This is a genomic window from Colwellia asteriadis (assembly GCF_039523295.1).
GTDB lineage: Bacteria > Pseudomonadota > Gammaproteobacteria > Enterobacterales > Alteromonadaceae > Colwellia > Colwellia asteriadis.
In genome coordinates this window covers 641,516-656,083 of record NZ_BAAAFA010000001.1, presented here as the reverse complement: position 1 = coordinate 656,083, position 14,568 = coordinate 641,516, and the positions used below count along the sequence as shown (strand labels likewise).

Here is a 14,568-nt window from a genome sequence, read left to right as displayed (position 1 = left end):
AAGTGGTTACTGATAGTAACTCAAACATTTTTCAACTTCGTTTTTAGAGCCCATGATCACTTCAACGCGTTGATGAATGCTATCGGGTTCAATATCCATAATACGGCCGGTACTAGTCATGGCCAAACCACCCGCTTGTTCAAGTAAGAATGCCATAGGGTTTGCTTCATACATTAAACGTAATTTATGGGGTTGCTCAGGATTTTTGCTATCGGCAGGGTAAGTAAAAAGGCCGCCGCGGCATAATACGCGGTGTATATCACCAACCATAGCGGCAATCCAGCGCATATTAAAGTTTTTACCACGAGGACCTGTGTCGCCCGCAAGTAAGTCATTAATGTAGTTTTGCATAGGCGCTTGCCAAAAGCGTTGGTTTGACATGTTAATAGCAAATTCTTGCGTATCGGCAGGCACCTGAACATTGCGCTCTACTAATAAATAGCCGCCATGAGTGCGGTCTAGTACATAAAAATGAGTGCCGCTACCTGTGGTCATAACTAACATGGTTGACGGGCCATAAAGTACGTAGCCAGCACAAACTTGCTTGTTGCCTGATAGTTTGAACATATCATTATCACCGGCTTCAATACCCGCAGGCGCTTCATGAATTGAAAAAATAGTGCCGATAAGTGAATTTATATCAATGTTAGAGCTACCATCAAGTGGGTCAAATGAAACAATAAACTTGCCTTCTTCATTGCCCGCTACCGCATCATCTTCTTCTTCTGATGAAATGGCTTTAACAAAGCCAGACTCTAATAAAATATCTTTAAATAGTTCGTTGGCAACTACATCTAGTTTTTTTTGAATTTCACCTTGAATGTTTTCATCTAAGGTTGAACCCATTAAGCCACCTAAGTGTGCTTGGCTAACACGAAATGAGATCTCTTTAGTCGCGGCTAAAATGGTTTTAATTAATGATATTAAATCCAGTGGAACATTATCTTGGCGTAAAGCTGGGGCTAGTCGTTGCATTGGGTTACCTAATTGCTTTAAAGTGAGTTATTTACTTTTATAAAGTTTGCCAAACATAACGGCAGACATAAGTTTAATTGCTGAAAGTTTTTGTGAAATAATTCACAGGTGCTTTCATGGCTAATTATAACAAGCTTAGGTGCTCTTTTAGTAGCCCCCTAGCTTATTTAATCGGTATTTTTAATTAATAGTGTCATGTTTAGTGTAGCGTATAGTTTTGCTACCTTTTGCATTGAAGGAATTTAAATGAAATTTGTTTGTCGTGTATTTTTGTTATTTACTTGTTTAGTGCTTTCTGCCAATGCCAAGGTTGATTTTAAAGATTTTGTTAAGGGTAAAACGCTACAACAGGGCTACTTTTCTTTTTATCATGATGTTGATGAAGGTAAAGTGTATTTGCAAATAGAGCAGTTTGAACAAGAATTTTTATTTCAATCAAGCTTACCTCATGGCATTGGCTCTAATGATATTGGTTTAGATCGTGGTCAATTAGGCGATACGCGCTTGGTGCAGTTTGAGCGAGTAGGCAATAAAGTTTTTTTAAGACAGCTTAACCCATATTATCGTGCAGACTCGAGTAATCCGTTAGAGCAACAAGCTATTGATGAAGCGTTTGCCAGCTCGATTATTTGGGGTTTTAGTGTTGCTGCAACAAGTAATGATAAGTCAGGGACTAGTAAAGTCTTAATTGATTACACGCCTTTTTTACTGTCAGATATTCACAATATCGCGAGTACTTTGAAAAAGCGTAAACAAGGTAGCTTTAAAATAGATGCCAGTCGTAGCGGTTTATACCGAAAATTTAGCAAAGCTTTCCCTAATAATACTGAATTAGAGGCTACGGTAACCTTTAAAGGTACGGGGGCAGGCAAGTATTTAAAGTCGGTCACTCCAGATGCAACTGCAGTGACGGTAAACTTACATCACTCGTTAATAAAGCTACCAGACGAAAATTATCAAACCCGAGTGTTTCACCCTTTTAGCGGCTTTTGGTCAATTGCTTATGCAGATTATGCCAGTGCTATTGATGAACCTTTAATTAAGCGACTGATTCCTCGTCACCGTTTAGCGAAAAAAGATCCACAAGCAAAGCTGAGTGAAGCGGTTGAGCCTATTGTTTATTATCTTGATGCAGGCGTTCCTGAGCCCGTGAGTACTGCGCTTATTGAAGGCGGCATGTGGTGGCAACAAGCGTTTCACGATATTGGTTATAAAGATGCCTTTCAAATAAAAATGCTACCTGCCGACGCTGATCCTATGGATGTGCGTTACAACGTTATTCAGTGGGTACATAGAGCTACTCGTGGTTGGTCTTATGGCGCGTCGGTTATTGATCCACGCACAGGTGAAATCATTAAAGGTCATGTTACGTTGGGCTCTTTGCGCGTACGACAAGATTATTTAATTGCCTTGGGTTTAACGTCTCCGTTTACTGATAATAAAAGTGCACAAGAAACTAATACCGATGCGATGAAAGCGATGGCGCTTGCGCGAATTCGACAATTATCAGCACATGAAGTGGGTCACACTTTAGGGATTGCCCACAACTTTGCTGCTAGCGTAAATAATCGGGCTTCGGTTATGGATTACCCACACCCATTTATAACTTTAGACGAGCACGGCGAAATTGATTTATCGCAAGCCTATAAAGAAGATTTAGGGGCTTGGGATAAATACGTCATTGCTTACGGTTATGGTGATTTTCCTGCTAAGAATGGTCAAAATGAAGCCGACCAGCTTGCTGCGTTAGTTGCACAAACGAAAGCGCAAGGCTTATTGTACGCCTCAGATCCCGATGCGCGCCCCAAATCTGGTGCGCACAATACGGGGCATTTATGGGATAACGGCACTAATGCTGCCCAAGAGTTAACACGAGTAATGGCGGTACGTAATAAAGCGTTAACGAACTTTGGTTTAAACTCTATTGCGTTAAATACACCATTGTCGGAGTTAGAGCAGGCGTTGGTGCCTATTTATAACTTTCATCGTTATCAAGTTGAAGCGGCTGCTAAATTAATTGCCGGTGTTAATTATAGTTACGAAGTAAAAGTGGCAGAGCCAGCAAATTATGATGTGAAAGCGGTTTCAGCAGCTATCCAGCAACAAGCACTGAGCGCATTATTATCAACATTAGATGCTGATTTTTTAACTTTGCCTGAAGCTATAATTAGCCTTATTCCACCTAAAGCTTATGGTTATGCTCGCAATCGAGAAAGTTTTGCTTCGCAAACGGGATTAACTTTTGATCCTGTCAGTGCCGCTCAAGCCAGTGCAAAACATACCTTAGCACTACTTTTAAATCCTCAACGTTTAGCACGTTTGCAACAACAAGCGATGCGTTTTCAGGCAGAAAGTCGTCGTGATAAAAGCGCAGAAGCTATTTTTTCAGTCAAAGAGCTTATTAATCAGGTAGTGAATAACACCATTAAAAAGCAACCTGCAACAGGTTTGGAGTTATTAGTTCAACAACGTATTAACCAACAAGTTGTTGAGCAACTATTAACGCTATGGCATCAAGCAGATGTAGTCACTGAAGTACGTAGCGAGGTTTATGCTAGTTTAAAATCGCTTGAAGAGTGGTTAGATGATAATAACGATAGCCGTCGTTATAAGGCTCTCGCAACGCAATTTATTTTACTAGAACAACAAATTGATTTTAGCTTAGAGCGCAATAAAGCTGCAACGCCAGCGAGTGAAATTACCATGCCGCCGGGCTCTCCTATTGGTGGTTAACTTAAGAAAGCGCTACTGTTAATTAATGATTGTGATAAAGCATAAGCGATCGCTTATGCTTTTTGCGCGGTTGTTACCGCAGGCGTTTGAGTAACAATGCTTTGCGTTACGATCGTTTCAGTCTGTATTTGCTTTTTCGCTTTGGTTTTTGACAATACGACTAAATTACCTAATAACATTAACAATAAGCCAATAACGGTATAACCATCCCAAATAAAACCTTCAACAAAGGTCGAAATAATTACCGCCACGGCAGGAAACATAATCGTTGAATACGAAGCTTTATGGGCACCAATACGGTCAAGTAAGGTTAAGTAGCAACCAAACGCGATAACCGAGCCAAACAACGATAAGTAAAGTAACGAGCTTATGTACTCTACTGTATAAGCGAAGTTAAACTCTTTGCCACTGATCAGCGCCATAACAAACATAAAAATACTGCCATACAACATACCCCAAGCGGTTGCAGGTAATACTGGCATATTCATTTTTTGGTTTTTCATTGAAAGCATGTTGCCCGTTGAGGCAAACAACACCCCCGCAATACAAAAAGCTAAGCCAGTTAAGGTGGTTTGGCTTAACTCAACGGTATTTATTTGCGGCCAAAATAGCGTGATAATGCCAATCAATCCTAGCGCACCACCGTAATAAACTTGGCTCGAAATATGAGTTTTAAACCACCATTTAGCATTAATAATATTGGCAAACATGATTAACGAAAAGGCGATACAGGTGAGGGCTGAATTAATATAACCTTGCGCGTTATATAATAAATAATAGTTACAGCCAAACAGGGCTAAACCGAACGCGAATAGCTGAAAGTGTAATTTAGGAGCAAAGCGCAATGGCATTTTCTTAAGGTAGCAAAATGCAAACATGATCACCGCACTTAACGCGAAACGATAAAAAATTGAAACCTCAGGGGCTACGTCACCTAATTGATAATTAATGGCGATCCATGTCGATCCCCAAATTAAAACTGTTACGACGTATAAAAAACTATTGCTCATTAGTTTTATCAACCTAAAAAATTGTGCTTACCTGAAAGAGAATGACATTGTAATCATTATCTGCTGTAATAACATATACAGAAATATGAAAATGAAACCTATACAGTTTAAGGCGAAAAAATGCGCTTACTCGACAAAAACTCTTCTGCTTACTTGTACCAACAAGTGATTGACTTTATTGAGCACCAACAAAAAATTGGTGGGTTAGTCGCTGGCGATAAACTGCCCAGTTTACGAAAATTAAGTCGACAGTTTGAAATCAGTATTCCAACAGTAAAGCAGGCGTATGTTGAGTTAGAGCGACAAGGGCGTATTTGTGCTCGTCCACAGTCAGGTTATTACTTGCAAGCCGAGCAGGCGAGAACGTTAAAACCTCGTCCTGCCACATGGCGACAAGGAAAGCCCAGTGAAGTTAAGTGCCGTAGTTTAATTGAGCAAGTTCATGCTGCCGTTCACTTGCCTGAAACCGTAGCATTAGGCATTTCAAACCCTATTCAAGCACACCCACCAGATAAAGCATTAGCACGACTAATGCGTTCAGTATTGAGTAAAGTCGCCGAAAAAGCCGTAAGTTATGGGCCAGTCACGGGTGACGCTAAACTTAGAATGCAACTTGCATTTCGCTATCAAGAACAAGGTGTTGAAACTAATCCAGCTGATATTGTTATTACTAATGGCGCTCAAGAAGCGCTATCTATTGCTTTACAGTGTGTAGCAAAACGTGGCGATGTTATTGCGATAGAGTCTCCCTGTTTTTTCGGTATTATTGAATTAATTGAAACTTTAGGAATGAAAGCGCTAGAGATTTATACCTGCACCGAAGATGGTGCTTGTGTTGACAAGCTCGCGCAGGCGATTAAAAAACATAATATTAGTGCGTGTTTATTTTCCACTGCGATTAATAACCCACTTGGCTCTATGAAAACAGACAGTCAACGCCAAGCTATGGTTAGCTTGCTTGAGCAGCACAATATTCCGTTAATTGAAGACGATGTTTATAGCGAACTATATTTCACGCCCAATAAGCCTAAACCTGCACAGTTATATTCTGAAAAAGGCTTAGTGATGACGTGTTCCTCTTTTTCAAAAACAGCGGCGCCAGGTTATCGTATTGGTTGGCTGATTCCGGGAAAATTTGAAGAACAAGCAAAACGCATTAAGCGAGCGCAGTCTTGCTCGACACCTATGTTGCAACAATGGACTTTAAATGAATATTTACTCAGCGGTGATTACGATCGCCATTTATGTGTACTGCGTAAAACCTTAATTTACAATTGTGAGCGCATGCGTGCTTTGGTGGCTAAGTATTTCCCTGAGGAGGTCTGCATTTCTAAGCCACAAGGCGGTAGTGTGTTGTGGATACGCTGTCAGTCTCATGTAAATACCAGTGATTTTTTTCAAGAGGCCCTCGACCAAGGAGTTAGTTTTGCACCTGGTGCGGTTTTTTCTCCGTCAGGTAAATATGCCAACTTTATGCGGATTAGTTTTGGTGTTCATTGGGATGAAAGTATTGAACAGGCGATAAAAACGCTAGGGCGCTTAGTGCATGAAAATTCTGCTAAACAATTACAAGAAAAGTTGTTCGCTGAAAAACAGAAGTTAGCCTCGCAAAAGCCAGTCAAGAAAACAGGAAACTTATGAACAAGCATCCCAGTATTTCATTAAAATTTTTGCTGCCATTATTAGCCGCTATTATTGCTGTGTCTCCGCTGGCTATTGATATGTATTTACCCGCAATGCTCGCCATTGCGAGTGATTTAAATACCTCAATGCCCATGGTACAAAACAGCCTAAGTATTTATTTACTTGGCTACTCTCTGGGTTTGATTTTATTTGGGCCGATGGCTGATAAATACTCAAGGCGAAAACTGGTTATTTTAGGTTTAAGCGGCTTTTTTATTGCCAATGTATTATTGCCTTTTGCCATGAATATTGAACAGTTTTTATCGATTAGATTTTTTCAGGCGTTTATTAGTAGTGCGGCAACGGTCGTCGTACCTGGCACTATTCGAGAATACTATGGTAAAGATACTGCTAAAGGTTTGTCCTATGTCAGTATGATCATGATGGTTGCGCCAATGTTAGCGCCTAGTATTGGTAGTGTGTTGCTATTAGCCCATAACTGGCAGCTGATTTTTTATGTACTAAGCGCCTATAGTTTGGTGGTGTTAATACTGGTGATATACGCTTTACCTGAGGTAAACCGAGCAAGTGCCAATAGCAGTGATCAAACAGCTAAGCTTTCTAACTCAGGCGAGCAGGTAAAGTCAGCACAAGACTTTACTTTTATTGAGCGTTATCAAATCGTTTTTAGTAACGTGAATGCGCGTTTTTATATCATAACGTCGATGATGGTATCGCTCGCCTTTTTTGGTTATATCACTGCAATTCCTTATGTTTATTTAAAAGTTTTTAACGTGAGTGAAACTTGGTTTAGTGTGCTCTTTGCCTTAAATGTTTGTGGCTTAATGTCGGCTCACTTTACCAATACACGTTTGGTGACACGCCATGGCTCTAAGGTGATGTTACGCTCGGGGTTAATGTTGGCGTGTGTGTCGGTTAGCGCCTTAGTTTTTTTTAATTATAATGAATTGTCATTAGGGTACACTGTTGCCAGTTTATTGCCGCTAATGGCCAGTATTTCGATGATTGCGGTAAATAGCGATGCACTAATTTTGGCACAATTTCCACAGCAGTCAGGTACTGCTACCGCGGTTATTGGTACATTGCGCTGGGGTGCGGGCTCACTAGCAGGCCCTATTTTGGCGTATTTTTATGACGGTAGCGCTTTACCCTTTGCTTACTTAATGTTTGCTGCCATTATGGTGGTATTAAGTTGTCAGGCAATTATTCATTTTAAAAAGTATTAGTAAGAGAAAGAACAAGGATTTAGCATGAAAAAAGTAGCAATTATTTTAAGTGGCTGTGGTGTTTATGACGGCAGTGAAATTCATGAAGCAGTGCTGACCTTTTTAGCGCTAACACAACAAGGCGCGAGCTATCGTTGTTTTGCCCCAAACATTGATCAACACCATGTTATTAATCATGTTAATGGCGAAGTTAGTGAAGAAACACGTAATGTACTGGTTGAATCGTCGCGTTTGTGCCGTGGTGATGTTGAAGATATTATTGAATTACGTGAGCAAGACTTTGATGCCTTGATTGTACCGGGTGGTTTTGGCGCGGCAAAAAATTTATCTAACTTTGCTATTGATAGCGATAACTACAAGGTAAGTGAGCAAGTGCTAAATGCGGCTAAAGCATTTGCTAAAGCAGAAAAACCAAGCGGTTATATGTGTATTGCACCGGCATTATTACCATTGATTTACCCTGAAGGTGTTAAGGGAACTATTGGCACAGACAACGCGACAGCAGCACTGATCACTGCCAAAGGCTTAACGCATGTAAATTGTGATGTTGATAATGTTGTTATCGATTTTAAAAATAAAATAGTTACTACTCCTGCCTACATGTTAGCGAGTAATATTAATGAAGCGAACAACGGTATTACTAAGCTTGTTAAAAGTGTACTGGCGCTCACCTAAGGTATTGTAATGTTGTTCTTTAGAAAAAAACCAACATTGCCTTTGCCAGTAATAAAGAAAAGTCGCTTTAAGCAACTGTTAGTTATTACTTTATTACTGCCTATGAGCGCTTACCAAATTAATGCAACTGATAACAGAAACCACCTTATGACCACAAAAGTTAGCGAAAATGCTAATGCTGAGAGCTCAACAAACCCAATAGTTTTTTCAGTGCTAGAGCAAAAAATCGCACAAAAAATGTCTCTTGATATACGTTACTTTTGTGCGGATATTGATGGCAAACCGAGTGTTAAAACATCACTGCATTGCCGACAAGCGTTGACAGAACTACCTGTAGAGTTAAGCCAATTGATAAGCGATACCAACATTGGTGGCATTGTTTTATTTGCTGAAAATGTTGTGGAAACCGCACAAATAGTGACGTTAACTGATGCTATACAAAAAGCGGCGCTAAAGTCGTCATTAGCACAGCCGTTAATTATTTCGGTTGACCAAGAGGGCGGTCGGGTTGCGCGTTTTGCTAAAATGACTGGCTTTTCAGGCAATATGGCCATTGGTGCAAGCTATCCTAAACACGGCTCGCACTTTGCTGAGCAAGTTAATAGCACTATTGCTAAAGAGCTTAAAGCGTTAGGAATTAATAATAACTATGCGCCTGTTGTTGATGTAAATACTAATGCCGATAATCCGGTAATCAACACCCGATCATTTGGTGAAGACCCTCAAAAAGTCTCTGAATTAGGTTTAGTTGCCTTAAATGCTATTCAGCAGCAAGGTATTATGGGCACGTTAAAGCATTTTCCTGGGCATGGCGATACTCATGTTGATAGTCATTTAGGTTTACCGCGTGTTGATCATAACTTGGCAACCATTGAGCAAGTTGACTTAGCGCCATTTAGTTGGGCAATAAAGCACGCTAAACCAGCCATGATTATGACCGCGCATATTCAGTACCCTGCTTTAGATAGCTCAACTTTTACCAGCCAATCAGGCGAACAATTGATTCGTCCTGCCACAATGTCGAAGAAAATACTTAGCGGCTTGTTGCGTAATAAAATGGGCTTTGACGGCATTATTGCCACCGACGCTTTAGATATGGCTGGCGTTACGCACTTTTTTACCCCTGTAGAAGCGGTTGTTGAAACTTTTATTGCTGGCGCTGATTTAGCGGTAATGCCTTTTAAAGTAAGAACGCCTGATGATATTTATCAATTTAAGCTATTCATTAAAAAAGTTGCGAGTGAAGTTACTCAGCGTATTGCGCAAGGGGATTTATCACTGGCGGATATTGAGCAATCGTTAGCGCGCTTAAATCATTACAAAGCACAATATATTCAATTATCGCCATTATCATTGGCGGATAAAATTGCGCAGGCACAAAAAATAATTGCTACTGATGCGCATTTGGCGATTGAACAAAGCTTAGCAAATGCTGCGGTAACATTGTTTAAAAATAACAAGTTATTACCGCTGAGTTCAACATTGCTTGCAAATAACACTATCAACACGGTGCATTTAATTGCCGCGAATGCGCAAGAGCTAGCGGCATTACAACAGGGCTTAGCTCAAATTAGCCAACAAGATAATATTATCATTGAACACATTAGTCATTTTATTGCAGATACCGATACCAGCAACGAACAGCACAATAACAAGTTATTGGCTCAAGCGGATGTGGTGATTGCGACCTTAGATGTGAAAATGGCGAGTTTAGTGGATTTGGGGGGGATGGATGATGCCATTGCTTCTTACGGAACAAAGCAAGCTAACCAGCAAAAGCGCACTTATGAAAAGCTACTAAAACAGCAGCTTAAATATACACAAGCGCAAAAGGTACCCAGTATACTTATTGCCAAAGGCTCGCCATTTTTATTAGCAAGCTACAGTAAATTAGTTGATGCAGTGTTACTCAACTTTGATGATAGAATTTATGCTCAAGGGACGGGTTTTATTAGCCCAGGTATTAATGCCAGTATGCAGGTTATTTTTACTGAGCAGCAAGCTCAAGGTGTTTTACCTGTCTCTTTATAGTTTTTAGGTACAGATTATCGTATAGCTAAATCGACTTACAGTAAGTGCTTGAAATAAGATCACCAGAGCTGCAAGTCGACGGGTATTTATCGTCAGTTTTTTTAACTGTATAGATTAAGCTTTTATTGTGGGTTTATCAGGCTCAATTGTTCTAGTGGCCGTTGGCGCGCTGAGTTTTTGCAAAAGCGGGTTTGCCAATACTGTCGCAAAAACAATATAGCTACAGGCGAAAGCTATTTGCATAATACGAACATAAAACTTTTCATCGGCATCTGAAGCCCCAGCACTGGCGCTCGATATAAGGATAATGGTAGTTCCTAAGGCCATTGCATATAAAGGTGCAGTGCGCTTTTCTGAAAAAATATGCTTTGCCAAATAGCCTACTATTAGTGCAAATAACAACAGTAAAAAGCTAAAAGTTGGTGCCACCTTTAATACGTTATACAGAGCAATGGCAATTAGTCCTCCCATAATATTTCCTACTAGCAACGCCTTACTACCTTTAATACCCGCGACTAAATCAGGCTTCTGCGCCATTAACGAAATAAATATTAACACCAGCAGCGCAGTACTTTGAAAGCTAAGGAAGTAAATGACTACTGGCATGATCATTACAGTACTGAGTAAAGCCAGTTTTACGCGTACTGCTTTGTTTGGTAAAGGCAAACCTTCAGCATCAAGATCAACTGGGGCGTTATTAGCTGGTACCGGTAACTGCTCATGTTCATTAAGCTGTTTATCTGGGATTAATTCGTGCATTACCATTACAAGTACTAACGACACAAAACAAGAAAATAGAAAGCCAAAAGTAAATAACTCAGCTAAACGTTGATCAATAATGCCCAGCACTGGAATGGCTGTTAAGCCCACCAATAGCATAGTAACAATTACTTCATTACCACCTGAGTTATTCCAATAAGAAATCCAAAAAATTAACAGGGTAATAATTAAGATAAACACTGCTGGAAAAGGCGTTAAAAATCGCGTTAGTACCCCACCTAGCACTATTGCTGCGGTTAAAATTAAAAAAATAGATACGAGCTTTTTAAGTGGCAATTTAGGTTTTTTGTTACTTAAAAATTTAGCGACAAAAACTGGGGTAATAAAAGCAAAATGCCAATTAAAACCGAAGGCGATAGCAACAGCCAGTACTACGCCAACAATGAGGCGCAGACTACTGGTTTCTGTTGGGCTAAAATTAGCTATTTTTTGCGTGATAAAGGTCATTATAATGCTTATTCCCTAGCGAATATTAAGCTCAAAAGTTATATTGAAATTAATATAAGTAAGCGAGTTTACTGGTGATCCATATCGACACTTTCGCCAAGCCATTTAAAATGAAGTTGTCACCAGTATATGTCATAACATCAGCTTGACCGCCTTCGCGCAATAAGTTTTTATCAACCGTGTTAGCGTCAAATTTAATTATTACAGTAAAGCGTTGTGCACTGCGCATCCAGCCCGTTGATTTTTGTGGCGTTGGTAGTTCACCAGGCACACTTTTATCAAAGCTAACCCCATAACCTACGCTGACTACTTCACCAGTAAAGATATCGCCAGGGGAAGAGTCTAAAACAATATCTACAGCATCGCCCTTGGTAATATGGCCTAAGTTATTTTCTCGATACGAAGCTTCTATCCAAAAGTAGTCGCTATCAATAAAGGTCATTACTTTACTGCCAACGGCTGCATAGTGACCAACATTGATTTTTGCATAAGAGATAACACCATCACTAGGTGCGCGTACTTTGGTTCGGGCCAGATCTAACTTACTTTGTGAAAGGGCTGCTAAGGCATTTTGAATTTTGGCGTTTTTCTGCCCTTGTTGTCCTAAATGCTCTTGTGCTTGCTCGTAAGATGCTTGGGTGTTGAGTACACTTTGTTGCGCTGCCGCTAAAACACCACGGGCTTGATCGCCTTGAGCTTTAGATACCACGCCTTTTGCTTCAACTTCAAAAATACGATTAGCATTAGCTTCTTTGGCAATTAAGTCAGCCTTAGCTTTTTCTAAATTGGCTTTTGCAGCGGCTACGGCAGCAGTATTTGCGCCAACATCTTGTCCAGCTAACTCTAAGTTACCTTGTGCTTGTTCTACGGCAAAGATGTAGTCTTGATCTTCAATTTCAAACAACAACTCCCCTTGTGTAACAGGTCTATCACCGGCAATATAAATTTTACTTATTCTGCCTGCAACCTCTGGCACAATAGGGATAACAAATGAGCGAATTCTTGCTTCACTGGTATGAGGAACAAAACGATCACTGACGATATACCAAACAAAGTACAGCAAAGATAATATCAGTATTATTTTGGTGAACTTTTGAGTGAAATCAGCTTTTTTCGGGTTTATGTTTTCCGTGGTTTTTTGGCTTGCCACAGTATCATTTGTATTGGTGTTGGTATCAGACATAAGGTGCTCTTTTAATACTTAATGGGCTACTTTTCAACGCTGTTATTATCGTTATCTTCAACGAGAGGGGCTTGGTGGTTTAGCCAATCTTGTAGTAATTCATAACCTAATGCTAATACGATAGCGCCAACGAATAAACCGATAATACCTGATAGTAACATTCCGCCAATGGCACCTAAGAGAATAACTAACATAGGAATATTCATCCCACGACCTAAAAATAATGGCTTTAAAAAAGCATCACTCATACTGACGATAATACTAAACACTAAAAAGATAACTGCGGGAGTGGTATCGGCAACTGAGAAGTAATAGGCGGCTATAGGGCCTAAAATTATAATAGGGGGAAGTTGTGCAATCGCTAAAATAAGTACCGCAATGGCCCATAAACCTGCACCGGGTATATCTGCGATTAATAAACCAATACCTGATAGTAATGACTGAATCACTGCGACACCTAAAACACCGGTAGAGACGCTGCGAATAGTCGCAATGGTTGTTGTTATTGTTCTATCGCCATTTTCATTCATTAAACGGCGCATTAGCAAACTAATACCATGGTGCATTGAAGCCGATTTAGCCATAAATACAGCTGCAATAATTAATGAGACAATAAACTGTAAAACCCCGCCGCCAATGCTTGCGGCAACAGAAAGTAAACTACCCGAAAAGTGCTTGATTTGAGGCGCATATTGTTCGGCAACTTTTTCTAAATCTTGTGAGGCACCTTGCCAAGAGTTATAAATTTTTTCACCAACCAAAGGCCAGCTTTTCACTTTTTCATTAGCCGCTGGAATTTGTAAGGTACCTTCTTCTATTCCAGTATAAATGTGTTGTGCTGAGTCAAAAGCCGACGATGATAAGTGGACAGATGGTGCGGCAATTAAGGTAATACCAACAACGGCAATGGCAATGGAAGCAAACTTTTTACTACCTTTACATAATTTAGTGATTTTCTGATGTAAAGGGTAAAGTGCGACGGCTAAAATCGCTCCCCACAGTACCACCATAATAAACGGTTGGATGATGTTAAAACACCAAATAACAATAAATGCGATAGCACTCAGTTTAATCGTAATATCAATTGCTTGGCGATTAAAGCGTCTTGCTTTGTCGAGTTGTGATGAAGTATCCATGGTTGTCCTTAAATTATTGTTGTTAGTTGCCTAAATGGTATTTGCATAATATTACAATTGGTTAATTACTGCGTTTTTTCTTAAGCGTTGATGCATGAGAGCCTACTAAACTTGCCACTAAGATCGCCAAATAAAACTGCCCTACAATTGCTTCCATATACACTAAAAACTTTGCTAAAGGTAAGGTGGGTGAAATGTCGCCAAAACCTAATGTGGTTATAGTAACAAAAGAGAAGTAGATAAAGTTAGGGAATAATACAAACCATTGGTCGGTATTCGTTACACTATTAAAGGCATTAGGGAACGTGAGTTGAAGTAAGGTAAATAATACGGCCCAAATAAGTCCCATTAATACATATAAACAAATAGCCCCTAAAATTTTATTGCCATCAATATCGCCAGTAAATAATACCTGCTTAGCCGTTCGTAAGGCACTTGAAATAAAAAAATTGAGTAATAAAATTAAATAAAGTTTATCAAAACCTGAATTATCAAGCCAAGCGCCAATAAATGAAAAAATGAGTATGGCCAGCGGAAAAATAAAAGTTCTTCTTAAGACATAGTCCTGAGAATCTACTCCCCACACAGCTACCAGCAAGGTAACTATGGTGGCAGATTGTACTAAACGTTGTATGTAGTCAGTAAAAAATTGCTGTGCTAACGCAGTCCCCAGTAATAGCAATACTAAGGCACATGTAAGATAAATAAAGTTATCTTCTCGGGTCATT

General features: G+C 39.8%; 11 protein-coding genes. 5 read left to right on the top strand and 6 right to left on the bottom strand.

The features are described from left to right. Nucleotides 1–6: 6 nt before the first annotated feature. Nucleotides 7–975: a class 1 fructose-bisphosphatase gene (locus tag ABD005_RS02740; protein ID WP_343814676.1), complete on the bottom strand. Its 969-nt coding sequence runs from the start codon at nucleotides 973–975 to the stop codon at nucleotides 7–9. Nucleotides 976–1,221: 246 nt separating this feature from the next. Between ABD005_RS02740 and ABD005_RS02735 the strand changes: the two genes are divergently transcribed. Beyond that, nucleotides 1,222–3,708 (top strand): zinc-dependent metalloprotease, encoded by a 2,487-nt coding sequence (locus tag ABD005_RS02735; RefSeq protein ID WP_343814673.1) that lies wholly within the window; start codon nucleotides 1,222–1,224, stop codon nucleotides 3,706–3,708. A 53-nt stretch (nucleotides 3,709–3,761) separates the two neighbouring features. Here the strand turns inward: ABD005_RS02735 and ABD005_RS02730 are convergent, their stop codons facing one another. After that, nucleotides 3,762–4,718, bottom strand: a complete 957-nt coding sequence (locus ABD005_RS02730) for a DMT family transporter (protein WP_343814670.1) — start codon at nucleotides 4,716–4,718, stop codon at nucleotides 3,762–3,764. Between the two features lie 120 nt (nucleotides 4,719–4,838). On the opposite strand from ABD005_RS02730, the gene ABD005_RS02725 reads away from it, so the two are divergent. The 4 genes from ABD005_RS02725 to ABD005_RS02710 are packed head-to-tail and all read left to right on the top strand — an operon-like array spanning nucleotide 4,839 to nucleotide 10,294. Further along, the gene (locus tag ABD005_RS02725) at nucleotides 4,839–6,359 is read left to right on the top strand and encodes an aminotransferase-like domain-containing protein (RefSeq protein WP_343814666.1); all 1,521 of its coding nucleotides are present in this window, start codon (nucleotides 4,839–4,841) and stop codon (nucleotides 6,357–6,359) included. Beyond that, nucleotides 6,356–7,588 (top strand): multidrug effflux MFS transporter, encoded by a 1,233-nt coding sequence (locus ABD005_RS02720; RefSeq protein WP_343814663.1) that lies wholly within the window; start codon nucleotides 6,356–6,358, stop codon nucleotides 7,586–7,588. The genes ABD005_RS02725 and ABD005_RS02720 overlap by 4 nt, the downstream gene beginning before the upstream one ends. Nucleotides 7,589–7,612: 24 nt before the next feature. Continuing rightward, complete coding sequence (gene elbB / locus ABD005_RS02715; protein WP_343814660.1) at nucleotides 7,613–8,263, top strand: isoprenoid biosynthesis glyoxalase ElbB; 651 nt, start codon at nucleotides 7,613–7,615, stop codon at nucleotides 8,261–8,263. Between the two features lie 9 nt (nucleotides 8,264–8,272). Beyond that, nucleotides 8,273–10,294, top strand: a complete 2,022-nt coding sequence (locus ABD005_RS02710) for a glycoside hydrolase family 3 protein (protein ID WP_343814657.1) — start codon at nucleotides 8,273–8,275, stop codon at nucleotides 10,292–10,294. A 114-nt stretch (nucleotides 10,295–10,408) separates the two neighbouring features. Here the strand turns inward: ABD005_RS02710 and ABD005_RS02705 are convergent, their stop codons facing one another. The 4 genes from ABD005_RS02705 to ABD005_RS02690 form a co-directional block, all read right to left on the bottom strand. Beyond that, nucleotides 10,409–11,521, bottom strand: coding sequence for a DUF2955 domain-containing protein (locus tag ABD005_RS02705; RefSeq protein ID WP_343814654.1), 1,113 nt, complete (start codon nucleotides 11,519–11,521; stop codon nucleotides 10,409–10,411). Nucleotides 11,522–11,570: 49 nt separating this feature from the next. Next, nucleotides 11,571–12,704 carry an HlyD family secretion protein gene (locus tag ABD005_RS02700; protein WP_343814652.1) on the bottom strand — a complete coding sequence of 378 codons (1,134 nt, stop codon included), beginning with the start codon at nucleotides 12,702–12,704 and terminating at the stop codon, nucleotides 11,571–11,573. 26 nt (nucleotides 12,705–12,730) lie between these two features. Then, nucleotides 12,731–13,840 carry an AI-2E family transporter gene (locus tag ABD005_RS02695; RefSeq protein WP_343814649.1) on the bottom strand — a complete coding sequence of 370 codons (1,110 nt, stop codon included), beginning with the start codon at nucleotides 13,838–13,840 and terminating at the stop codon, nucleotides 12,731–12,733. A gap of 61 nt (nucleotides 13,841–13,901) precedes the next feature. Beyond that, on the bottom strand, nucleotides 13,902–14,567 hold the full coding sequence (locus ABD005_RS02690; protein ID WP_343814867.1) for a potassium channel family protein: 666 nt from the start codon (nucleotides 14,565–14,567) through the stop codon (nucleotides 13,902–13,904). Between the last annotated feature and the right edge of the window lies 1 nt (nucleotide 14,568).